Raw genomic sequence first — 21354 nt, forward strand, 5'->3', positions numbered from 1 at the left:
ATCATTATGCCCACTGCCGCATCCTTTGATGCAGCGTCAGCGACGGTTTCTCGGCGAACAACTGCTGATAATCGGTGGCGAACTGCCCCAAATGCCAGAATCCCCACTGCATCGCGGCATCCTTAACCGTCGTGCTCTGCGACCAGGGGCTAATCAGCTCCCGGCGCACCGCGTTTAACCGAATGCGCTTCAGCCACGCGTTCGGGCCAATCCCCAGAATGGCGTGAAAAGCGTTTTGCAGCGTGCGGCGGCTAACATGCAACTGATTACATAAGTCGAGAACGGTCAGCGGCTCCGACATATTCTCCAGCACATATTCCCGCGCTCGGGATAATAGTCGTCGATAGCTTTGATGGCTGATGCTCTCGGCGGTGACCATCGGCTGCGCCTCCTCCAACATCGCCCCCATCGCCAGCAGTAAATTATCGCCCAACACTTTGCGTACAGCGGGTTGATGGAGGTTTTCCGGGTTCTCGCTAAACGTCGCCAGCGCCTGCTGCACAAAACCCCATAGCGCCGCTTTGTGCTGTCCTTTCACCTCCAGCGCCGACTGGTTACGCAACATATGCAGCACTCTTTCCGGATGATGCAGGAAGCCGGCCTGGCGGGAAATCACATCTTCCGAGATAACCACCCCAAGAATGGTGTAATCATCCGGCGTACTGAGTTCAAACTCCGTACCGCCGGGTCGGGTAGCGATTTCCGCACTGCCAATACACTGCGAGCCAATAAACCCCTGCTCGCCGCGGGTTGCCGGAATGCCGAACCAAAAAGAGTTAGGCCATACCAGGCAGGATTGACGCAGCGCCAGGCCAGTATATTCGCGAAAAACCTGAATATCATCGAGCAGGATTTCAGTGAATTCACCGTGGAATTTTCCCGGATGAAGTTGATCGTAAATCTGCTGCCAGGCGGTAATCGTCAGGGCATGTTCATAAACATCGGTGGTACGCCGCTGGTGGACGTTATCCACCTCCACCATCGGCGTCAGCTTAACGTCTTCGGGTAATGCTTCATGATAAAGATGGTGCAGGTTTGCCGGTTTTTTCTTTTTCATGATCTTTTGAGCCGGGAACACTGTCGCGCTCCCGGCACCTCCGACTGGTTAATTTTTTAAGCGATAGCGACTACTGCGTTTACGCAACGCCCCGGCAGAAAAGAGCTGCTCCAGCGCCTTTCTGGCTTCTTCAAGCGACCAGCCGAAATGCGCGGCCACCTCCCCTGCCGTCATTCCCTGACGCACCGATGTCAGCAGCGCCACCAGGGCTTCTGATGACTCCGTCGTTGCAGGTGCCTCCGGCGTTTCCTGTTGGCGTTGAAAGCCACTAATCAGCCGCTGGGTATCCTCTTCCGGTCGGCCAATTTCCCGGCGGCTAATAACACGGCCCGTGCGCTGTGCAGCAGCGCTTCCGGCATCCAGCGCCGCACGGCATGCCGCCAGATCGCCTTCAATCACCAGCGTCAGCCTCCCCGGGTCGAGAACTTCATGGCTGAGTAGACGCACGTTGGCCGCTTTCAGCATGGCATCCGCCGCGTCAACGGCGGCAACCATGCCATCCACTTCCAGTAATCCCAGCGCGTTGATCATCACAGCCCCCTTACGCGCGCTGGATTGGATGACGGGCTATATCCAGAACGGCATCAGTAAAGGCATTGCAGGCGGCTTTACAGGCAGCCTGGCTTCCCGTCAAAAACGCCGCCGAATAGTTGGTTTCTGACGGCGGTGGCACGTAGGTCACCAACTGGACGTCCGCTGATTTCAACGCTGCATCGATACCAAACGTCGCTTCTAAAGGCGGCGCGACCAGATAGGCCAACGGGTCACCCAGCGCAATGCCTGAAGTCGACGAGAGATACGAGCCGGTGCGCGAAACTACATGTGCCAGAAACGCCGTATCTTCGGCGTCATTGGCCCACTGAAACGCCGCGCCGCCTTCAATATGCGCGACCATCGCATCCAGACCGGCGCGAACCTCCGCCGGGTTAGGCCCCCCCAACATAATCAACACTTCCCCCGCTGTCGGCGAGGGACCATGAGCCGCCCCGGCGTACAGAGAGCGGCCATAAACCACTTCCACCATTGCCTGTTTTGTCGCTTCGTCAGCGGCAATATAAGTCACGTCATCAGAATCTGCCGTGATGAGTCCGAGGCTACGTATATGTGGCGGTAATTTAAGTTCGCGCGCGAAACCGTCATTCACCGAAGCAATCACGCGCATGGCCGTCACCGAGGGGCGAATTAAATCTAATGCAGGCATGATGCCTCCTTAACGAGTCATGTTGATGCCGGAAGCCTTCTGCTCCAGCATGCGTTTGGCCAAATCAACGATCACCGCGGCCGCCTCTACCGGCGGCGTACCGCCCTGGTGAATATTCGAAATACAGGTACGATCCGCTTCAACGGTAGTCGCCACGCGCGGAGAGTAAACGGCATAGCAGGAGAGGCTTTCCGACTGCCCTAGCCCAGGACGCTCACCCACCAATAGGACAACGACTTTCGCACCGAGAATTTCGCCAATCTGATCTTCGATTTTGACGCGCCCGTAGCGCACGAAGAACGGCGTGCCGACCTTCAATCCAGCCTGTTTCAGGCCCGACAGCAGCGGCGGCAAGATCTCTTCATAGTTGACGGTGATCGCGTCGGTCGAGAGGCCATCGGAAACCACCACCTGCACATCCGGGCTCATTACGCACTGTGACTTCAGCGCGTCAATCGCTTCAGCACTCAGGCGACGCCCCATATCCGGGCGCGTCAGGTAGAGGTTTTTGTCGCTAATTTCTGAACGCACTTCCAGTAGGCCCTGGGTTTTCACCCACTCTTCCGGCACCTCTTTCAGCACCGTATCTTTGGAGCGTGAATGGTCGGCAAGAAAGCGCAACAGCGCGAGGGTGCGCGGGCGTGGACCGGCACGACCGGTACAAACACGCGCCACGGTGCTGCGCTTCAGCTCGGCCAGCACTTCCGCACGATGCGGCTGCTGCACGCCAATCCAGGCCTTGGCTTCAGGCGAACCTAAATCCAGTTCGCAACTCTCCGCGGCAACTTCACACTGGCTGGCGCACTTCGTCACCGCCGCCTGCGGCGCTGCCGCCGTGGTTTGCGGTTGTCCCATTGACGCCATCACGCTACGTACAATTTCTTCAATCTGCTTTTGATCCATCATGTGTCATCCCCGCGTCATCAAAAGAACAGTGACGGATCGCCCGCCCGTTTGGTCAGGCGACCGTTTGCCATAATGCCCATGGTTTCCAGCCAGCGTTCGAACTCCGGCGACGGCCGTAAATTCAGTAACTGACGGACGGTGGCGGTATCGTGAAACGCGGTGGTCTGATAGTTGAGCATGATGTCGTCGCCGAGCGGCATGCCCATGATGTAGTTGCAACCGGCGGTGGCGAGCAGAATCATCAGATTTTCGTTGAGGTTCTGGTCGGCGTCAGCGTGGTTGGTGTAGCAGCAGTCGCAGCCCATCGAGATGCCGCTCAGCTTGCCCATAAAGTGATCTTCCAGACCCGCGCGGATAATCTGCCGGTCGTTGTAGAGATACTCTGGTCCGATAAATCCCACCACGGTGTTAACGAGGAACGGATCGTAGTGCCGCGCCAGCCCGTAGTTACGTGCTTCCATCGTCACCTGATCGGCACCGAAGTTCGCGCCAGCCGACAGCGCCGAGCCCTGCCCGGTTTCAAAGTACAGGCAGTTTTCCCCGGCGATACGGTTGAACTCCGCACCAACCGCGCGCGCTTCATCAAGCATCGCCAGCTCCACGCCGAACTCTTTTAAGCCCTTCTCACTGCCGCAGATACTCTGGAAAATCAGCCCGCCCGGCGCACCGCGACGAATCGCTTCGATCTGGGTGGTGACGTGCGCCAGTACGCAGCCCTGGGTCGGGATATTGAATTTGTCGATAACGCCGTAAACGGTATCGAGTACGCGGGTCAGGTTCTCCACGTCGTCTGTGACCGGGTTAACACCGATTACCGCATCACCCGCACCAAAGGAGAGTCCTTCGTAGATTTGTGCGGCAATACTCTGCACATCGTCACGGGTATCGTTCGGCTGCAGACGGCAGCTAAAGGTGCCCGGCAGGCCGATGGTAGTGTTGGCTTTTTTGATTACCGGCATTTTCTTCGCGCCGTAGATCAGGTCAGCGTTGGAACTGATCTTCGCCACCGCCGCCACCACTTCAGAGGTCAGCCCTTTGCGCACAAACGCGATATCGTCGCTGGTCACTTCATCGTTCAGCACGTATTCGCGCAGGTCGCTGATGGTCCAGTTTTTAATACGGTTATAGGCGGTTTCGTTGACGTCGTCCTGAATCAGACGCGTTACGCAATCCTCCTCGTAAGGGATCACCGGGTTATTACGAATATCGGCAACTGTCATATCGGACAGCACCTGCTTCGCCGCCACGCGCTGCTGCGAACTCTCCGCCGCCACGCCCGCCAGCACATCCCCCGAACGCAGTTCGTTGGCTTTAGCCAGCACCTCTTTTACATCCTTAAACTGATAAACATTGCCGAACAATGTGGTCTTTAGTTTCATAAGTCGTTCCCTCAGGAAGGAAATGCGAGTGATTTCACCGTCACCGGCACAACCGATCCGCCAAAAAGAGGCGTACCAATGTCGATATAGTCCCCCGCCCGGACGCTCACCTCATCGATGACCGCCAGCGGGAGTTGTTGTAACTGCGGGCGCAGCAGCATGCCCAGCGCCTTGCCAAAATCCTGCTCGGCTACCACCAGCAGGGGATGCGGATTGGGAAAACGCGCGATAAAGGCGACAAGCGCGTCAATAACCGTAAGTAATGCGACGTAGCGCACCGGAAGCGATGCGGGAAGCGCCAGCACGTAAGCATCGGTTTGAGGATCCAGATCGAGCTGTACCAGCGCCTGCTGCCAGGCCGTCACGAGGTCAGCAGACTCAAGCGGGATCGCCACCGGCAGGTTACGAATCGGCAAAGCGACATCGTCCAGCCAGATGGTGCTCCCGGAGAGCGACAGCGTGTGCGCTCCCGCGCCAATCACCGTGGCGCGCACGGTTTGCGCTGGAAACTGCACGTTCATTTCGCGCAGTCGCGGATGCTCATGCAGCGCCGTCGCCAACAGCGGCCCAATATCAGAAAAACAGAACGGATCGGCGGGCTGGTTGCGATAGCACTCGCCCACTCCGCCGGAAAGGGTAATCACATCTGGCTTCTTATCGGCGGGCAGCAATCCGGTTTGCATCAGCTTTTGCGCCAGTGGAGAGAGCATGCCATCGATAACCTCGACGATAAGCGTCGCCATCCGTCGCGCCACCTGAATCAGCTGGGTAGCGTTAAGCGAACGGGCATCGGTGCCAGCACCGAAAACCTCATCGACAATCCTCTGTCCCGGCTGATGGGCATGAACCACGCGCCCTTGCCCATCGGTCTCCAGCAGACGGCCACCAACGTTCAGGCAGGCGGTGCCGCTGACTTTTCCGGCATCAAACAGGGCGTAATTCGAGGTACCACCACCGATGTCGATGTTCAGCACCCGGCACAGGCGCTGTTCTGACAGGGTTTGCGCCCCGGCGCCGTGACCGGCAATCACCGACTCCAGATGCGGACCGGCGCTGGCAACTACAAAGTCCCCCAGCGACTGCGACAGCGCCATCACTGCCGGACGAGCATTGCGGGTTTTCGCGCTTTCCCCGGTGATGATGATTGCCCCGGAGTCCACCGATTCGGGGGCAATACCTGCGGCCTGATACTGGGCCAGAATCAGCGCCTTAAGTTCAGCCTCCTTCAGACCGCCCTGCTTATCGACAGGGGTAAAGAAGACCGGGCTTTGCCAGCTAATTTCGCGTTTGATGAATTCGTAGCGCGGCACCTGCGACACTGCCGCACGGTTCACCAGCTCAAGGCGCGAAAAGATCACCTGGGTGGTGGTGGTGCCGATATCGATACCGACGCTCAGCAGCTGGCGTGTATTCACGATTGCGCCTCCACTTCGGTTTCTGCTGGTGCAGAAACGTTTTCATCTTTCGGTACCAGCATCATCGCCACGCCAATCGCCGTCACACCGCCGATCAGCTTGCCGACAATCATCGGGAAGATCATGGCGTTCATATTGGCGGCGGCGAAGCCTAAGTGGTCACCCAGCGCAAAAGCAGCGGAGACCGAAAACGCGCAGTTGATGACTTTGCCGCGAGTATCCATCTGCTTCATCATGCCGAACATCGGGATGTTGTTGGCCAGCGTCGCGACCATACCAGCAGCAGCGATATTGTTAACTTTCAGCAGATTGCCGACGCGCATCAGCGGTTTTTCAAACCAGCGGGTCAGCAGCAATACCATCGGATAGGCACCAAGCAGTACGCAGGAGATGGATCCGATAACTTCAATGGCGCGCATCACTTCGCCGGGCTTGTCGTCGGCCGCCATAAAGATAGGGTCAAGACCGGGGATCAGATCCCAGCCAAGCAGGAATTTGATCACCGCAGCGGCAAGTCCGATGGTGATCAGCGCCACGAGGAACTTGGCAAAGATCTGGAAGCCGTTGATCATTTTTTCCGGGATAAACTTCAGCCCCAGCGCCACCAGCGCAGCGACAATTAGTACCGGGATCATGTTCATCAGGATCAGCGCGAAGGTGAACTCCACCGGCTGGCCATTAACCTCAACACCGGAGTACATCGCAATCAAGCCACCCGCAATACAGCCGATCGGAATGGTGACAATCCCGGCCAGTACGCCGAGCGCCAGATAACGACGATCGGAAGGCTCGATAATGCCGAGCGCGACCGGTATGGAGAACACAATGGTTGGCCCCATCATGGAACCCAGAATCAGGCCGGAGTACATCCATGCTGCAATGTCGCCGCCTGCCAGCTCTTTGGCGAGGAAGAAGCCACCCATATCGCAGGCCAGCAGCGTCCCGGCGAACATCGATGGGTTTGCACCGAGCATTTCATACAGCGGAATAATCACCGGCCCGAGCAGATGCGCCAGTACCGGAGCCAGCGCGGTCATACCGACCATCGCCAGGCCCAGCGCGCCCATCGCCATAAAGCCTTCTTCGAACTGACTGCCGGATCCCTCGATACTTTTACCTATCTTACCGAGGAAGCGCGCCGAGCCGCCGAACTGCGACAGGATCCTGTCCACGGCGGCAATCAGCATAAAGAACATCATGATGTACATGATGATTTCGTTAATTCCCATAGCCCTTACTCCCTGTCATTTATGATTTGTAGATACTGTGAACACCTGGAACATCTTGAGTGATGTGCCGGTGTTGTAGCCCGGACAGGCGCCACGCGCCGCCTCCGGGATAACCCTCCAGCCCGCATCATTCCCGGTGGCGCTTCGCTGACCGGGCTACAGGGTCACCGCAATCCTGTACTCCGGGAAATCGCATCATTGTGCCGCCGTATACAGCTGGATAATCTGCTCCTGGTTGGCGGTCCGCGGGTTAGTACGCAAACAAATATCCCCCAGCGCCGCCTGCGCCCATCCACTGAAGTGTTCAGGTAACGCTCCGGCATCCGAAAGCCGTTTGGTCAGGCCCACTTCGGCAATCAGCTCGCGTACGGCAGCAATTGCGTCGTGGTGATCGGTTTTCTTGCCGGTTAGTGCCCGGCCGATATGGCTAAAGCGTTCGCGGCATACCATGCGGTTAAATCCCATCACCGTCGGCAGCAGCATGGCGTTGGCCTGGCCGTGCGGAATGTGCAGCGCCGCGCCCGGCTGGTGCGCCATCGCGTGGCATAAGCCCAGACCGGCGCTGGAAAAAGCCATCCCGGCCATGCACGAGGCAAGCAACATGCTTTCGCGCGCAGCGAGGTCGTGCCCGTAGCCCACCGCTTTCGGCAGCGACTGAGCAATCATCGCAATCGCACCAATTGCCAGGCTGTCGGTGAACGGTGTCGCATTGAGCGCGCTGTAAGCTTCTATGGCATGAGTCAGCGCATCGATACCGGTCATCGCCGTCACGTGAGGAGGAACACCTTCAGTCAGCGCAGCGTCAAGAATCGCCACGTCCGGCATCAGAGAAGCATGCGCCAGCACCTGCTTACGCCCGCTGACCGCATCGATAATCACCGTCACGTTGGTGGTTTCGGAGCCGGTTCCGGCCGTTGTCGGCACCGCAATCAGCGCCAAACGCGGGCGCAATGCGCTGGTTTCGGTCATGGCGCTCAGCGTCTGCTCAGGGTTGGTGACCAGCAGCGCGACCGCTTTTGCCGCATCCAGCACTGAACCGCCGCCAAAGGCCACCACGCCGTCGCACTGTGATTCGCGTAGTTGAGCCACCGCCGCGCAGACGTCGGTAATGCACGGCTCACCCGGCGGGCACGGCCAGACGGTCATCGCCACGCCCTTCATCGCCAGGCTGCGTTCAAGCCCGGCGGTCATTCCCGCTTGATGCAAAAAACTATCAACCATCACGAACAGATGGCTCAAACCGCGAATTTGCGCTTCCTGCCCGCAGGTGCTGAGCGCGCCGAGGCCGCACAGCGTGACCGGCGGTACGCTAAAGGTTTTTACGCGTTGCAGATTCAGGGTATCGAATGCCTGAAAGAGCGCCGTCTGCAATTCAGCTTGCATAGATTCCCTCCGCTTTCTCTCTCCCGCTGTTGGCAATTGCCAGCGGGGTCATAAACAGGCTGTGCTGGGGCAAATGCACCTGCAATTCCGGGAAGCGCTTGCGAAACAGCGCATCCACGCCCGGCTGCATACAGGAGCCGCCCGCCAGCCATAAATCAGCAATTCCCTGCCCTTCAATATGGTGAGCAACAATCTCGGCCATCTTTTCGTATACCGGCTTCACCACCGGCCAGATCTCCTGGGCGTTGCTGCGCTTGTACTGCTCCGCTTCTTCCAGTTGAATACGGCGGTTTCCGGCAAGCGTCAGGGAGATGTGATGACCACCAGTGGCTTCGTCGGCGGAGTACGTCACCTCGCCCCGTTTGACGATAGCGATGCCGGTGGTACCGCCGCCGATATCCACCACGCCCGCGTTATCCAGTTGCAGCAGATCCGCCACCGCGGTCGGTTCATCCAGCACATGGCTGACTTCCAGCCCGGCAGACTCCAGCACATTGATCGAAATACGCGGATCGGTGCCCGGCGGAAACGAGGTCGCCGCGTGGGTAAAGCGGCAACCAAGCTGCTGTTCGAGAGTGTCGAGATGGCGGCGTACGATGGTGACGGCACCGAAGAAATCCCAGACGATGCCGTCACGCACGACGTCAGCCCAGTCCAGGCACACCGCCACCGGCTGCCCTTCACTGTCGACAACCATCGACACCACGTCGCAGGTGCCTAAATCCACGCCCAGCCACTGCGGTGATTCATTGGCGGCAGGCGTCTGATTACACAGGGCAGCCGCTTTTTGCAGTCTGGGGGTGAGCCACAGCTGTTCGTCGTGCGCCATCTCTTTCACTCCTTATACGATGCGGAACGCATCCACCAGCACACAGCGCCGCAAGCGAACAAAGGTGCGCGCACTGGTCACCCCTTCCCCGGTCGGCGTGGTAATGGTCATGGTGGTCCAGCCTTCACCGCCCAATCCAAGTCCGGCAATGCACGGTCCGTTTTTGACGAAAATGCTGGTGTCGATGGCGTTAGCCATCCGGTTCATGTTGTCGATATTGCGCGAGTGCATCGCCGCCGTGTGATGGCAGCCGCCTTCAAGCTGGACCGCCAGAGCGATGGCCTCTTCGACGTTGGCAACTCGTACGACAGGAAGCACCGGCATCATCAGTTCGGTCACCGCGAACGGATGGCTGGCTGAGGTTTCAACGAACAGCAGGCGCGTTTGCTCCGGGACGTTCAGACCGATGGCCGCGGCAATCTTGCCCGCATCGCGCCCGACCCAATCACGACTGACGGTGCCTTTGCCGCGCTCATCGACATTTTTCAGCAGCACCGGCTGGAGCTGCTCGGCCTGAGCGGAGGTCAGTTTCACCGCGTGTTGGCCTTCCATCAGGTGCATCAGCTCATCGGCGACGCTATCAACCACAATCAGCACCTTCTCGTCGGCGCAGATGATGTTGTTATCAAACGACGCGCCTTTGACGATGGACTGCGCGGCGCGCGCCAGGTCGGCGGTCTCGTCAACGACTACCGGCGGGTTACCGGCACCGGCAGCAATCAGACGTTTATTGGTATGCTTGCGCGCGGATTCCACCACCGCTTCGCCGCCGGTTACCACCAGCAGTCCGATTCCGGGGTACTTAAACAGGCGCTGGGCGGTTTCGATATCCGGGTTCGCCACGGTGACCAGCAGGTTTGCCGGGCCGCCCGCCGCAACCACCGCCTGATTAAGCAGGCCGATCGCACGCTGAGAAACGCCTTTCGCTGCCGGATGCGGCGCAAAGACTACGCTGTTGCCAGCGGCAATCAGGCTGATGGCGTTGTTAATGACGGTCGCGGCCGGGTTGGTGGACGGCGTTACCGAAGCCACCACGCCCCACGGCGCATTTTCAATCAGCGTCAGGCCATTATCTCCAGTCAACACCTGCGGGGAGAGACACTCCACGCCCGGCGTACCGCGCGCCTGAGCGACGTTTTTGGCAAATTTATCGTCGACGCGTCCCATGCCGGTTTCAGTCACGGCAAGTTCCGCTAATTCCTGGGCGTATTTTTCGCCCGCTTCACGAATGGCATGAATGGCAAGCTGGCGCATCGCCACGCTCTTCAGCCCCTGTTGGGCGACTTTCGCTGCCGCAACGGCGTCATCCAGGGAGGCAAAGACGCCCATTTCATGAACGGCGCCAGCAGGCTGACTGCTGTCTTTCATCTTCAGCAGTACCGCTTTGATGACCTGTTCAATATCCTGTTGATTCATTTTCTTATGCCCTATTTGTGAAAGATCACCTGACCACCAGCCACCGCTTCATCGACGATGCCAATCACGCACAGGTCGACGGGAGAGGATTCACGCGCATGCGCCTGGCGGGCTGAGCTACCGCTAACCAACAGCACCCACTCACCGGGCCCCGCGCCAATATTGTCGATAGCGACGGCGCTCTGCCCGTCGGGATTACCCTGGGCATCAATCATTTCCACCATCAGCAATTTGTCGTGCGCCAGTCCCTGATGGCGGACGGTACAAACAATTTGTCCTGTGACGATTGCCAGTTTCATATCCGCCTCCGTGGCTTATTTCAGGTAAAGCAGTTCCCTGCCCTCCGTAGAGAGCCATTTGCAAAAGGGAGAACGTGACGCCAGCAGGTGACGTCACAGAGAGCGGTTACAGGTTGCTGCTGTCGCCTTTAAAGCTGATCGGAAACACTTCTTCCAGATCGCCATGCGGACGCGGAATAACGTGTACCGAGACCAGCTCGCCAATGCGCTGCGCCGCTGCGGCACCGGCATCCGTCGCGGCTTTACACGCCGCCACATCGCCACGCACCATGGCAGTACACAGGCCGCCACCGATCTGCTTCACGCCAACCAGCTTCACGCGTGCGGCTTTAACCATTGCGTCAGAAGCCTCAATCAGCGCAACCAGGCCCCGGGTTTCAATCATTCCTAATGCTTCCATTGTGTTTTCCTCTTAATCAAAGGGGGTCCAGAACGGGACCTATACAACGAGTGTTTGCGAGTCGTTTACCCGATTCGCGTCAGTCTGGCGCGGCACGGCTGCCACTAACGCCAGTTCGATAATTTCCTGCACGCTACAACCTCGGGAGAGATCGTGAAGCGGCGCGGCAAGCCCCTGAATGAGCGGCCCAACGGCGCGATAGCCGCCCAGCCGCTGGGCGATTTTGTAGCCAATATTGCCCGCCTCCAGCGATGGGAAGACCATCACGTTCGCATTGCCTTCAAGCGGGCTGGCGGGCGCTTTCTGCGCGGCGACATCCGGCACGAAAGCGGCGTCAAACTGCAGTTCGCCGTCCACCATCAGCTGCGGCGCACGCTGGCGCACGATTTCAGTGGCCTGCTGTACGTTGGCAACATTGGGGTGGCGGGCGCTGCCGTTGCTTGAGAAAGACAGCATCGCGACGCGCGGCTCCTCGCCGGTAATGGCTCGCCAGGTGTCGGCGCTGGCGATAGCGATATCCGCCAGTTGCGCCGCCGTCGGTTGCGGCACCACGCTGCAATCGGCGAAGCCTAATGCCGGTCCGATGTACTGCGGCAACATCAGGAAAATCGACGACAGCGTTTTGCAACCCGGCAGCAGGCCAATAATCCGCAATCCGGCACGCAGCACGTTCGCCGTAGATGAGAGGTTGCCAGCAATACACACATCAGCCTTACCGGCGCTCACCATGGCGGCGGCGAACATCAGCGGGTCATTGAGTTTTTCCAGCGCATCCGGCGGCGTTTTCTCTCCGGCACGGGCCAGCCAGCGCTCGGCAAACGCTTCGCGCATCGACAGATTGCTATGCGGGTCGATGACCTGAATACCGTCCATCGGTACGCGGTGGCTGAGCGCAAACTGGCGCAGAGCAAACGGACTGGCGACCAGAATCGGCCTTGCCAGCCCCTGCTGTTGCAGGTAGTGCGCGGCCTTCAGCACGCGAACATCCAGCGCGTCCGGAAAGACCACCCGAGCGGGTGAATGCAATGCAAGTTGGCGAGCGCGTTCAATAATCATTGCTCCCCTCCCAGGCGTTGTTGTATTTGGCTAACGGTGAGCGGATGCTTCGTGACGCACAGAATCATCATCACGTAGACGGTACTGGAGAGGCGGTTTAGCGCCTGCAGAATGTCCGGGCGCAATACCTCAAAACTGCGGCTAATAAAGACCTGGGCGGCAACCGTTTCTGCCTCACGCACCTTGGTACGCAACAGATTCAGCAGCGCAGCATCGCGGCCATGACTGGCTTCCGGCACCAGATGATCGTGGTCGAGATAGCGCAGCGGCTGATGGGAAAGCCGGTGCAGCTCATCTTCGTTCAAGCCGACGATGGACTGCGCCGCCAGCGGTTCATCCATGGCGTCGGCGCGCATAATGTTGCCCAGACGCGAGCGAATATCCGCCAGCCACGGCTGCCACGGTTCCGCCAGTTCGATTTGCAGCCACACCGCCAGTGCGATAGTGCTATCGAGCACCGCGCGAAAGCCCAAACGCGGGTCGCTTTTGGCGACCATCTTGTCTGCCGTCAGATGGGTCAGCGTGTCGGGCTTTTTCACCACCGGCTGGCGACACAGCTCGCAGCACGCCTGCGGGTGCGTTTCGCTGCTGGTTAAGCCATGTACCGGCTGCGGCTGCTGCTGATCATCATCAACAAACAGGCTTCCCTGTTCGTCGATAAACTTAATGCGCAGACGGCGGCTTTCCAGCAGTTCCCGAGCTGATGGCGTCAGGCGAGCATCGGCGGGCAGATGAATCTCTGCTCCTTCGCTGAGCGTGTGGTTTGCTCTGAGCCAAGCTTCGGTGATGAAATCTTTCATAGCGATTGCCAGTTCGCAGGCCAGGCAACGTACAGGAAGCGCACACTCGACGGAGTGCCGAACTCGATGCTCGAACCTTTCGGGATAAACATCACGTCACCGGCTTTGGCAATCATGGTTTCGCCTTCATGGCGCACATGCAGTTCGCCCTCCAGCACCATATCAACCTCGTCGTAATTCAGCGTCCACGGGAAAAAAGCGTTTTCCCACTGCATAAACCCGGCGGCCATACTGCTGCCGTCCTGGTCGGTGACTAAGTCCGTTAAGCCGACGCAGTGCGGTTCGGCACCGTCGAAGCGGCCAAACTTGACGCTGCTGCCGTCAATGACTTTTACGCCACCTTTGCCAGTGACCGATTTAAAGCTGGGTTGCATATCGCCCTGCGCCAGCGACTGTTTCTCCTTCATCACCTTGTCCATCAACTGCGCGACCAGAGTTTCGGTAAACTGTCCTTCCGGCAGCTGCGCGATGATGGTTTCACGAATGCGCTGGCTTTCCGTTTTCTCCTCTGCTACCGGTGCCGCCACCGCAGGTGTGGATTCATCGCATTCGGTAATGGCGACGCCCAGCAGATCCGCAACTTCGCGGGCCTCCGGGGTGATGATGCTGGCGCGCAGAACAATCGATATCTTCTGTTCACCGCGTGCGTGGGCCGCACGAATATCGTTAGCTGTGATGAGTTTCTTCACCTGCCCCTTCCTCCTTTTGGCTGAGCTCTGTCAGATAATCCACCAGGTGCTGTACGCTTTGCGGGTCGTGACCATTGAGTTCAAAAATCGGCTCCTGAAACCCCATTGCGTGAAGTAACCGTCGCGTTGCGGCAACGTCGGCATCCGGCATATCCGTTTTGCTGATTGCGGCGATTTGTCGTTTACTGGTGCCGATATCCAACAGCCCGGCAGGTAAGCGACTCTCTTTGTCATTGGCTGCATGGACATAAATCAGCGTATCCACATCCTGTAGCGTGGTAATTAACGCGTGATACCAGCGCGGATGACTGAAATATTCCCCAGGCGTGTCGATATCGCCACTTTCATTAAATTCCACGGCCTGCGTTTTCCTGGCGAGGGAATAATTCCCCTGCAACGCGTTAAATAGCGTTGTTTTTCCCGCGCCCACCGTACCGACAAATGCAATACGTTTCATCGCCGCCTCTAATTAGCTTTTTGTTAACTCGCAGAGGGTGTAATTTAATAATCTGCCCAGTCCGCTAACCGTTTGCAGTAGCGCCTCTTCTACCGCGCCGACCGAACCATAGATAACCAGCGCGCCGCTAAATCTGTCGAGAAAACCGATATGCACATCGGCGGCCTTCATCGCTAAATCCCCGGCGATCATCGCGGTTTCCCCTGGGGTCAGGGTCATAATGCCGATAGCGCCGGATTCGGGAACGCCGATCTTTTTCGCCAGCTCTGCACCGGGGTGCGCAATCAGATGCGCCAGCGTAACCTGCTTGCCGGGTACAAATTCCTGAATGATGCGTTCTTTATCCATGGCTCACCGCTCCGCTAAAACTTGGGCTAATCGTGACAAGTTTTTGCTGGAGTAAATAACAAAATTCGGCAAGCTGATTTAAAAGGTGAGATAGATCACTTATGAACAAAAATAAAAAAGCGCGGGAAGATTTCCCGCGCCTGAATTAATTAAACGAATATTACAGCGGTTGAGTTTGCGCTTCGACAACCGCCAGTGCGACCATATTCACAATTCGGCGTACTGAGGCAATAGGTGTCAGAATATGCACCGGCTTCGCCACGCCCATTAACACCGGACCTACGGTGACGCCTTCGGAGCTGGAGACGCGAAGTAGGTTGTAACTAATACGTGCCGCTTCCATATTCGGCATTACCAGGATATTCGCCGAGCCTTTCAGCGGACTGTCCGGCATCCGATCGTTACGAATGCTTTCCACCAGCGCGGCATCGCCGTGCATTTCACCATCGATCATCAAATCCGGCGCACGCGCTTTCACCAGTTCCAGCGCCTGGCGCATTTTGCTGGCGGAAGGGCAATCCGACGAACCGAAGTTCGAGTGCGACAACAGCGCCACCCGCGGTTCGATACCAAAACGACGTACGCTCTCTGCCGCCATCAGCGCAATTTCAGCAATCTGCTCTGGTGACGGGTCGTGGTTAACATAGGTATCGGCGATAAAAGTGTTGCCGCTCGGCAACAACAGCGCGTTCATCGCTCCGGCGGTATGGACGCCATCACGGTAGCCAAACAACGGCTTAATGACGTGGAAATGCTCGTGGTAATCACCAATGGTGCCACAAATCATTCCGTCCGCTTCTCCACGCTGTACCATGATTGCGCCGATGGCGGTGGTGTTGCTGATCATCTCACGCTGCGCCTGTTCTTGCGTAATACCGTTGCGTTTCATCAGGCCGTAGTATTCCTGCCAATACTCTTTAAAACGCGGATCGGACTCGTTGTTGACGATTTCAAAATCGACACCCGGTTTAATCTGCAGGCCCAGTTTCTGAACGCGCATCTCAATAACGCTCGGACGACCAATCAGAATTGGCTTTGCCAGCCCCAGCGTCACAAGCTCCTGCGTCGCGTGCAGCACGCGGTTATCTTCACCTTCCGCCAGCACGATACGCTTCGGCTCTTTACGCGCCTGCGAGAAAATCGGCTTCATAAACAGGTTGGTTTTGTAGACGAACTCGCTCAGTTTCTCGACGTAGGCATCAAAATCGGCAATCGGACGCGTGGCTACGCCTGAGTCCATCGCTGCTTTCGCCACCGCGGGAGCGATCTTAACGATCAGGCGCGGGTCGAACGGTTTCGGAATGATGTATTCCGCACCGAAGCTCAAATCCTGATCGCCGTAGGCTGAAGCTACAACTTCGCTCTGCTCGGCGTGAGCCAACTCAGCAATCGCATTTACCGCCGCCAGCTTCATCTCTTCGTTAATCGCCGTTGCGCCGACGTCCAACGCCCCGCGGAAGATGAACGGGAAGCAGAGTACGTTGTTAACCTGGTTTGGATAGTCGGAGCGACCGGTGCAGATAATGGCGTCGGAGCGCACCTCTTTCGCCAGCGGTGGCAGAATTTCCGGCTCCGGATTAGCCAGCGCCAGAATCATTGGCGCGCGAGCCATTTTCTTGACCATCTCCTGGGTCAGTACTTTCGGGCCCGAACAGCCAAGGAAAATATCCGCCTCCTCAATCACGTCATCCAGCGTGCGTTTACCGCTGTCTTCCACCGCGTAAGCCGCTTTGGTTTCCGCCATATTCGGCTCACGGCCTTTGTAGATAACCCCTTTCGAGTCGCACACCACGATGTTGTGCTTCTGCATCCCCAGCGCTACCAACAGGTTCATACAGGCGATCGCCGCCGCGCCTGCACCGGAAACCACCATCCGTACATCGGAGATGTTTTTTTCCACCACCCGAAGACCGTTAAGAATTGCCGCCGTACTGATAATCGCCGTACCGTGCTGATCGTCATGGAAGACCGGAATATTCATGCGCTCGCGCAGCTTCTGCTCAATGTAGAAGCACTCCGGCGCTTTAATATCCTCCAGGTTGATACCGCCGAAAGTCGGCTCCAGCGCCGCGACGACGTTGATAAATTTGTCCGGGTCCAGTTCATCGACTTCAATATCAAACACATCGATACCAGCGAATTTTTTAAACAGAACGCCTTTCCCTTCCATCACCGGCTTACCGGCCAGCGCGCCGATATGGCCAAGTCCCAGAACCGCCGTGCCGTTAGAGACCACCGCAACAAGGTTGCCACGCGCGGTATATTTGTAGGCCGCCAGCGGATCTTTTTCGATTTCCAGACACGGGGCGGCAACGCCCGGCGAGTAGGCCAGAGCCAGGTCACGCTGAGTCGCGAGCGGTTTAGTCGGGGAAACCTGGATTTTTCCGGGAACAGGGAATTCATGGAAGTCGAGGGCGCTTTGTTTTAACTGCTCATCCATTTTATCTTTCCTTTCACATATCGATCGTAGGGGTGAAGCGTAATGGCGTATCGGGTGTTCACCCTAAAGGGCCACCTAGTATCTCGCCTGACGGCTTCGTAAACTTTGAACACCGCCAAACTCTCGCCAAAACAAAGTTATATTTGTTATCGATTTATAATGTTTATGTAACTTAGATTAGGAAGCAATGATAGCCCCATCTGCTATGCTTTTTAGTTATGCAACTCATCACCCTCTCTATCCTAAGCCAATAAAAACTCACGCAACGTATTGTTTCAGGAGCACATTATGTCCCGAAGAGAACTTGCCAACGCGATTCGCGCCCTGAGTATGGATGCTGTTCAGAAAGCCAATTCCGGTCATCCCGGCGCCCCAATGGGTATGGCGGATATCGCCGAGGTGCTGTGGAATGATTTTCTCAAGCACAACCCCGAAAACCCGCAGTGGTACGACCGTGACCGCTTTATTTTGTCTAACGGCCATGCTTCGATGCTGCTTTACAGCCTGTTGCATCTGACGGGCTATGACTTACCCATTGCGGAGTTGAAAAACTTCCGTCAACTGCACTCAAAAACCCCAGGCCATCCGGAAATTGGCTATACCCCAGGTGTTGAAACCACCACCGGGCCGCTGGGACAGGGGCTGGCGAATGCCGTCGGTCTGGCTATCGCCGAGCGCACGCTGGCCGCGCAGTTTAATCAGCCAGGACACGAGATTGTCGATCACTTCACTTATGTTTTTATGGGAGATGGTTGCCTGATGGAGGGGATCTCCCACGAGGTGTGCTCGCTGGCAGGCACGCTGGGGTTAGGCAAGCTCATCGGCTTCTACGATCACAACGGCATCTCCATTGACGGCGAAGTTAAAGGCTGGTTTACCGATGACACAGCAAAACGCTTCGAAGCCTACCACTGGCATGTGGTACATGAAATCGACGGCCACGATCCGGAAGCGGTGAAGAAAGCTATTCTGGAAGCCCAGAGCGTGAAAGATAAACCGTCGCTGATTATCTGCCGGACGGTGATTGGCTTTGGTTCGCCAAATAAAGCCGGCAAAGAAGAAGCCCACGGCGCGGCGCTAGGCGAACAGGAAGTGGCGCTGGCGCGGCAGAAACTGGGCTGGCACCATCCCGCTTTTGAAATCCCCAAAGAAATTTACCGTGCCTGGGACGCCCGCGAAAAAGGCGAAAAAGCGCAGAAAAACTGGCAAGAGAAGTTTGCCGCATACAAAAAATCCTGGCCGGACCTGGCGGCCGAGTTTACGCGTCGCATGAGCGGCGGTCTGCCTGACTCCTGGAATGAAACTACGCAGAAATATATTGCCGACCTACAGGCCAATCCGGCGAAAATCGCCACCCGTAAAGCATCACAAAACACCCTAAATATTTACGGTCCGCTGCTGCCGGAACTGCTCGGTGGTTCGGCGGATCTCGCGCCAAGTAACCTGACCATTTGGAAAGGTTCTACCTCGCTAAAAGAAGATCTGGCGGGCAACTACATTCACTACGGGGTACGCGAATTCGGCATGACCGCCATTGCCAACGGCATCGCGCATCATGGTGGGTTTGTCCCCTATACCGCTACCTTCCTGATGTTTGTCGAATATGCCCGCAATGCGGCGCGGATGGCGGCGTTGATGAAAGCGCGGCAAATCATGGTTTATACCCACGATTCTATTGGACTTGGTGAGGATGGCCCAACTCACCAGGCGGTGGAACAGCTTGCCAGCCTGCGCCTGACGCCGAATTTCAGCACCTGGAGACCGTGCGATCAGGTGGAAGCCGCAGTAGCGTGGAAACTGGCGGTAGAGCGTCACAACGGACCGACTGCGCTCATCCTCTCCAGACAAAATTTGACGCAAATGGCGCGCACGCCGGAACAGGTGCAGAATATTGCGCGCGGCGGATACATACTGAAGGACGCCGGCGGCAAGCCGGATCTGATCCTGATCGCCACCGGCTCGGAAGTGGAGATTACCGTGCTGGCAGCGGAGAAGCTGCTCGCCAACGGGGTAAACGTTCGTGTCGTCTCCCTGCCGTCAACCGATGTGTTTGATACCCAGGACGAGGCGTATCGGGAATCGGTCCTGCCATCGGGCGTAGAAGCTCGCGTCGCCGTCGAGGCCGGGATCGCCGACTACTGGTATAAATACGTTGGCTTGAAAGGCAAGGTTGTCGGTATGACCGGCTTTGGCGAATCGGCTCCGGCGGATGACCTCTTCCCGTTCTTCGGCTTTACCGTTGATCATATCGTCAGAGTAGGGGATGAGTTACAGAACGGGTTTCACCGTTGAGCGTCTTATCAGCGTGGCGGCTGCGCGACTGAACGGGTAACCCATAAAGTGGGCCAGGCGTCTGGCCCCTGCCAGTTATCGCATTGCGGCTGCCGGGCGTAGCGCACAAGGCTAAACCGCTGGCCGTCATAGCGCCAGCGCGTTTGCGTCCCGCAGTCGCCGGGTGCACGCCCTTTATCCAGCGTCACCAGCTCCTGGTGCCGATCGTCATAGCTGGCGTTAACCAGCTCAATCGCGCGGGGCGCATCGCCGGGGGGCTGGAAAGGCAGCGTCAGGCGTAGCGGGCGGGCAATAAATGGACGCTGGCGCGACACCAGCCAGGCCAACCAGATGGTGTTGTAAGCGCCCGCTTCACAGCTGGTCATCAGCAGAACTTTATCGTCGGTCAGCGCGGCAACCCTTACCTCGCGGCGAAACGGGTCCAGTGAACAGGCGCTGTTATTCATTCGTTCGTTACCGTAATCCATCAGATCGTTAAGCTCATCACGACTGAGGGGCGATTGCGTCATATCCACTTTCGCTACCGTCCGCAACGCAGGCGCTGGCGGAACGCTGAGCGGCGGCTCTTCTCCCTTACCAATCCACGCCGTTTCGCTACCCACTCGCTTTTGTCGGTTATCAATAAACAACAAAGCGGCCTTCAGCCCCTCCAGAGAAATCTTCTGCAGGCCATTTTCGAGGGTAATCGCCTGTGCTTCCTGCACTTGTTGCAGGAAGGCATCAATGGTGACGCTATCGTCGGTTTTAAGGAGTTTATCGGCAATCTGCCAGTGTTCATCGCCCAACGTCAGGGACTGACCATCGAGGAGAAGGCGAGGCGCAATCGGTGCCAGGGTAGCAACCGGGTTGCCCACGCCACCAAGTTCGATGCGCAGGCTGGCGTTGGTGGCCGCTCCGGCGCTGCGAGTGAGGGTTATTACCAGCCCATGATGTAACCCAACGTTGCGGGCGACGCAGAAGTTTTGATTATTGCAGGTTACCATCCAGTCGCTAAAGAGCTGTTGCGCCGGCGCCGCCCACGCCAACGAAGTCGGTAGCAAACCGAAAAGCAGGAACAAAATAACCCGATACAACATGAGCGGCACGACCCCGGTGAGAACACGATTAACAACGGTTATGTTCACCAGCGACGAGCTTTTACTCAATCGGATTTATCAGATATCCCGCGTCATTAGCCCGGAAGTTTGCAAATATTGCAGGAGGATCACCGCTTTGCCATCACGTATTTCCCCATTCGTCACCATCTCCAGCGCCTGGCTGAAAGGCAGCTCAAGCACGTCAATCTCTTCATCATCGACCCCACCGCCATCGGTAGCCCGCTGGGCATCGCTGTATTCAGCGATAAAGAAGTGGATAAGCTCGGTGACGCCACCGGGGGACATATACAGCTCGAACAGTTTACGAACTTCGCCAACCTCAAAGCCGGTCTCTTCGATAGCTTCTTTGCGCACGCACACTTCTGGCTCGTCGTTATCCAACAGCCCAGCGCAGGTCTCAATCAACATGCCGTCTTCGTTGCCGTTTACCCACGTCGCGACGCGAAACTGGCGCACCAGGACCACGCTTTGCTTGCGGCGGTTATAGAGCATGATGGTAGCACCGTTGCCGCGGTCATAGACCTCACGTTTATGGCGAACCACGCTGCCGTCGCTACGCGTCAGCTCGTAGGTCATATTGCGTAAAACGAACCAGTTTTCGGAGAGAATTTTATCTTTGATAACGTTGATATTGAGTGACATACGGGCCCCACGGCATGAA

Annotated in this window: 20 protein-coding genes and 1 pseudogene; 1 reads left to right on the forward strand and 20 read right to left on the reverse strand. The window is 57.3% G+C overall.

Going from position 1 to position 21354, the window contains the following annotated elements:
- Positions 1–4: 4 nt before the first annotated feature.
- The 18 genes from eutR to maeB all read right to left on the reverse strand — a co-directional run bounded on the left by eutR (position 5) and on the right by maeB (position 17304).
- A complete protein-coding gene (gene eutR / locus QVF11_RS20535; protein ID WP_287858940.1) occupies positions 5–1057 on the reverse strand; it encodes an HTH-type transcriptional regulator EutR in 1053 nt (350 codons plus the stop codon).
- Positions 1058–1105: 48 nt separating this feature from the next.
- Entirely contained in the window at positions 1106–1588 is a 483-nt protein-coding gene (eutK, locus tag QVF11_RS20540) for an ethanolamine utilization microcompartment protein EutK (protein ID WP_110272181.1), read from the reverse strand.
- Positions 1589–1598: 10 nt separating this feature from the next.
- A complete protein-coding gene (eutL, locus tag QVF11_RS20545; RefSeq protein ID WP_110272180.1) occupies positions 1599–2258 on the reverse strand; it encodes an ethanolamine utilization microcompartment protein EutL in 660 nt (219 codons plus the stop codon).
- 9 nt (positions 2259–2267) lie between these two features.
- Positions 2268–3161, reverse strand: a complete 894-nt coding sequence (gene eutC / locus QVF11_RS20550; protein WP_112213205.1) for an ethanolamine ammonia-lyase subunit EutC — start codon at positions 3159–3161, stop codon at positions 2268–2270.
- A 20-nt stretch (positions 3162–3181) separates the two neighbouring features.
- Positions 3182–4543 (reverse strand): ethanolamine ammonia-lyase subunit alpha, encoded by a 1362-nt coding sequence (gene eutB, locus QVF11_RS20555; RefSeq protein ID WP_112212898.1) that lies wholly within the window; start codon positions 4541–4543, stop codon positions 3182–3184.
- Positions 4544–4554: 11 nt separating this feature from the next.
- Positions 4555–5958 carry an ethanolamine ammonia-lyase reactivating factor EutA gene (eutA, locus tag QVF11_RS20560; protein WP_287858942.1) on the reverse strand — a complete coding sequence of 468 codons (1404 nt, stop codon included), beginning with the start codon at positions 5956–5958 and terminating at the stop codon, positions 4555–4557.
- Positions 5955–7187, reverse strand: coding sequence for an ethanolamine utilization protein EutH (gene eutH / locus QVF11_RS20565; protein ID WP_110272177.1), 1233 nt, complete (start codon positions 7185–7187; stop codon positions 5955–5957). Before eutH ends, eutA begins: the two co-directional genes overlap by 4 nt.
- Before the next feature lie 195 nt (positions 7188–7382).
- Entirely contained in the window at positions 7383–8570 is a 1188-nt protein-coding gene (gene eutG / locus QVF11_RS20570) for an ethanolamine utilization ethanol dehydrogenase EutG (protein WP_287858944.1), read from the reverse strand.
- A complete protein-coding gene (gene eutJ / locus QVF11_RS20575) occupies positions 8560–9399 on the reverse strand; it encodes an ethanolamine utilization protein EutJ (RefSeq protein WP_287858946.1) in 840 nt (279 codons plus the stop codon). The genes eutG and eutJ overlap by 11 nt, the downstream gene beginning before the upstream one ends.
- A 12-nt stretch (positions 9400–9411) precedes the next feature.
- Positions 9412–10815 (reverse strand): aldehyde dehydrogenase family protein, encoded by a 1404-nt coding sequence (locus QVF11_RS20580; protein ID WP_287858948.1) that lies wholly within the window; start codon positions 10813–10815, stop codon positions 9412–9414.
- An 11-nt stretch (positions 10816–10826) separates the two neighbouring features.
- Positions 10827–11114 carry an ethanolamine utilization microcompartment protein EutN gene (gene eutN, locus QVF11_RS20585; protein WP_110272173.1) on the reverse strand — a complete coding sequence of 96 codons (288 nt, stop codon included), beginning with the start codon at positions 11112–11114 and terminating at the stop codon, positions 10827–10829.
- A 106-nt stretch (positions 11115–11220) separates the two neighbouring features.
- Complete coding sequence (gene eutM / locus QVF11_RS20590) at positions 11221–11514, reverse strand: ethanolamine utilization microcompartment protein EutM (RefSeq protein WP_110272172.1); 294 nt, start codon at positions 11512–11514, stop codon at positions 11221–11223.
- Positions 11515–11553: 39 nt separating this feature from the next.
- Positions 11554–12570, reverse strand: a complete 1017-nt coding sequence (pta, locus tag QVF11_RS20595; protein WP_181485373.1) for a phosphate acetyltransferase — start codon at positions 12568–12570, stop codon at positions 11554–11556.
- On the reverse strand, positions 12567–13370 hold the full coding sequence (gene eutT / locus QVF11_RS20600; RefSeq protein WP_142513058.1) for an ethanolamine utilization cob(I)yrinic acid a,c-diamide adenosyltransferase EutT: 804 nt from the start codon (positions 13368–13370) through the stop codon (positions 12567–12569). The genes pta and eutT overlap by 4 nt, the downstream gene beginning before the upstream one ends.
- On the reverse strand, positions 13367–14059 hold the full coding sequence (gene eutQ / locus QVF11_RS20605; protein ID WP_287858951.1) for an ethanolamine utilization acetate kinase EutQ: 693 nt from the start codon (positions 14057–14059) through the stop codon (positions 13367–13369). The genes eutT and eutQ overlap by 4 nt, the downstream gene beginning before the upstream one ends.
- A complete protein-coding gene (eutP, locus tag QVF11_RS20610) occupies positions 14037–14516 on the reverse strand; it encodes an ethanolamine utilization acetate kinase EutP (RefSeq protein WP_110272168.1) in 480 nt (159 codons plus the stop codon). Before eutP ends, eutQ begins: the two co-directional genes overlap by 23 nt.
- Positions 14517–14528: 12 nt before the next feature.
- A complete protein-coding gene (gene eutS, locus QVF11_RS20615; RefSeq protein ID WP_004123425.1) occupies positions 14529–14864 on the reverse strand; it encodes an ethanolamine utilization microcompartment protein EutS in 336 nt (111 codons plus the stop codon).
- A gap of 160 nt (positions 14865–15024) precedes the next feature.
- A complete protein-coding gene (gene maeB, locus QVF11_RS20620; RefSeq protein ID WP_112212890.1) occupies positions 15025–17304 on the reverse strand; it encodes an NADP-dependent oxaloacetate-decarboxylating malate dehydrogenase in 2280 nt (759 codons plus the stop codon).
- Positions 17305–17592: 288 nt separating this feature from the next.
- Between maeB and tkt the strand changes: the two genes are divergently transcribed.
- The gene (gene tkt / locus QVF11_RS20625) at positions 17593–19596 is read left to right on the forward strand and encodes a transketolase (protein WP_287858953.1); all 2004 of its coding nucleotides are present in this window, start codon (positions 17593–17595) and stop codon (positions 19594–19596) included.
- A gap of 8 nt (positions 19597–19604) precedes the next feature.
- On the opposite strand, the gene QVF11_RS20630 is transcribed toward tkt, so the two are convergent.
- Positions 19605–20672, reverse strand: a complete 1068-nt coding sequence (locus QVF11_RS20630; protein WP_287858955.1) for a DUF1176 domain-containing protein — start codon at positions 20670–20672, stop codon at positions 19605–19607.
- Positions 20673–20737: 65 nt separating this feature from the next.
- Positions 20738–21335, reverse strand: a pseudogene (gene nudK / locus QVF11_RS20635) (GDP-mannose pyrophosphatase NudK).
- Between the last annotated feature and the right edge of the window lie 19 nt (positions 21336–21354).

The organism is Klebsiella sp. (assembly GCF_027492335.1).
Lineage (GTDB): Bacteria > Pseudomonadota > Gammaproteobacteria > Enterobacterales > Enterobacteriaceae > Klebsiella > Klebsiella huaxiensis.

Bases quoted from the DNA above. Each gene is read 5' to 3' on its own strand.
- eutR (WP_287858940.1), bottom strand. From the start codon at position 1,057: ATGAAAAAGAAAAAACCGGCAAACCTGCACCATCTTTATCATGAAGCA.
- eutK (WP_110272181.1), bottom strand. From the start codon at position 1,588: ATGATCAACGCGCTGGGATTACTGGAAGTGGATGGCATGGTTGCCGCC.
- eutL (WP_110272180.1), bottom strand. From the start codon at position 2,258: ATGCCTGCATTAGATTTAATTCGCCCCTCGGTGACGGCCATGCGCGTG.
- eutC (WP_112213205.1), bottom strand. From the start codon at position 3,161: ATGGATCAAAAGCAGATTGAAGAAATTGTACGTAGCGTGATGGCGTCA.
- eutB (WP_112212898.1), bottom strand. From the start codon at position 4,543: ATGAAACTAAAGACCACATTGTTCGGCAATGTTTATCAGTTTAAGGAT.
- eutH (WP_110272177.1), bottom strand. From the start codon at position 7,187: ATGGGAATTAACGAAATCATCATGTACATCATGATGTTCTTTATGCTG.
- eutG (WP_287858944.1), bottom strand. From the start codon at position 8,570: ATGCAAGCTGAATTGCAGACGGCGCTCTTTCAGGCATTCGATACCCTG.
- eutJ (WP_287858946.1), bottom strand. From the start codon at position 9,399: ATGGCGCACGACGAACAGCTGTGGCTCACCCCCAGACTGCAAAAAGCG.
- QVF11_RS20580 (WP_287858948.1), bottom strand. From the start codon at position 10,815: ATGAATCAACAGGATATTGAACAGGTCATCAAAGCGGTACTGCTGAAG.
- eutN (WP_110272173.1), bottom strand. From the start codon at position 11,114: ATGAAACTGGCAATCGTCACAGGACAAATTGTTTGTACCGTCCGCCAT.
- eutM (WP_110272172.1), bottom strand. From the start codon at position 11,514: ATGGAAGCATTAGGAATGATTGAAACCCGGGGCCTGGTTGCGCTGATT.
- pta (WP_181485373.1), bottom strand. From the start codon at position 12,570: ATGATTATTGAACGCGCTCGCCAACTTGCATTGCATTCACCCGCTCGG.
- eutT (WP_142513058.1), bottom strand. From the start codon at position 13,370: ATGAAAGATTTCATCACCGAAGCTTGGCTCAGAGCAAACCACACGCTC.
- eutP (WP_110272168.1), bottom strand. From the start codon at position 14,516: ATGAAACGTATTGCATTTGTCGGTACGGTGGGCGCGGGAAAAACAACG.
- eutS (WP_004123425.1), bottom strand. From the start codon at position 14,864: ATGGATAAAGAACGCATCATTCAGGAATTTGTACCCGGCAAGCAGGTT.
- maeB (WP_112212890.1), bottom strand. From the start codon at position 17,304: ATGGATGAGCAGTTAAAACAAAGCGCCCTCGACTTCCATGAATTCCCT.
- tkt (WP_287858953.1), top strand. From the start codon at position 17,593: ATGTCCCGAAGAGAACTTGCCAACGCGATTCGCGCCCTGAGTATGGAT.
- QVF11_RS20630 (WP_287858955.1), bottom strand. From the start codon at position 20,672: ATGTTGTATCGGGTTATTTTGTTCCTGCTTTTCGGTTTGCTACCGACT.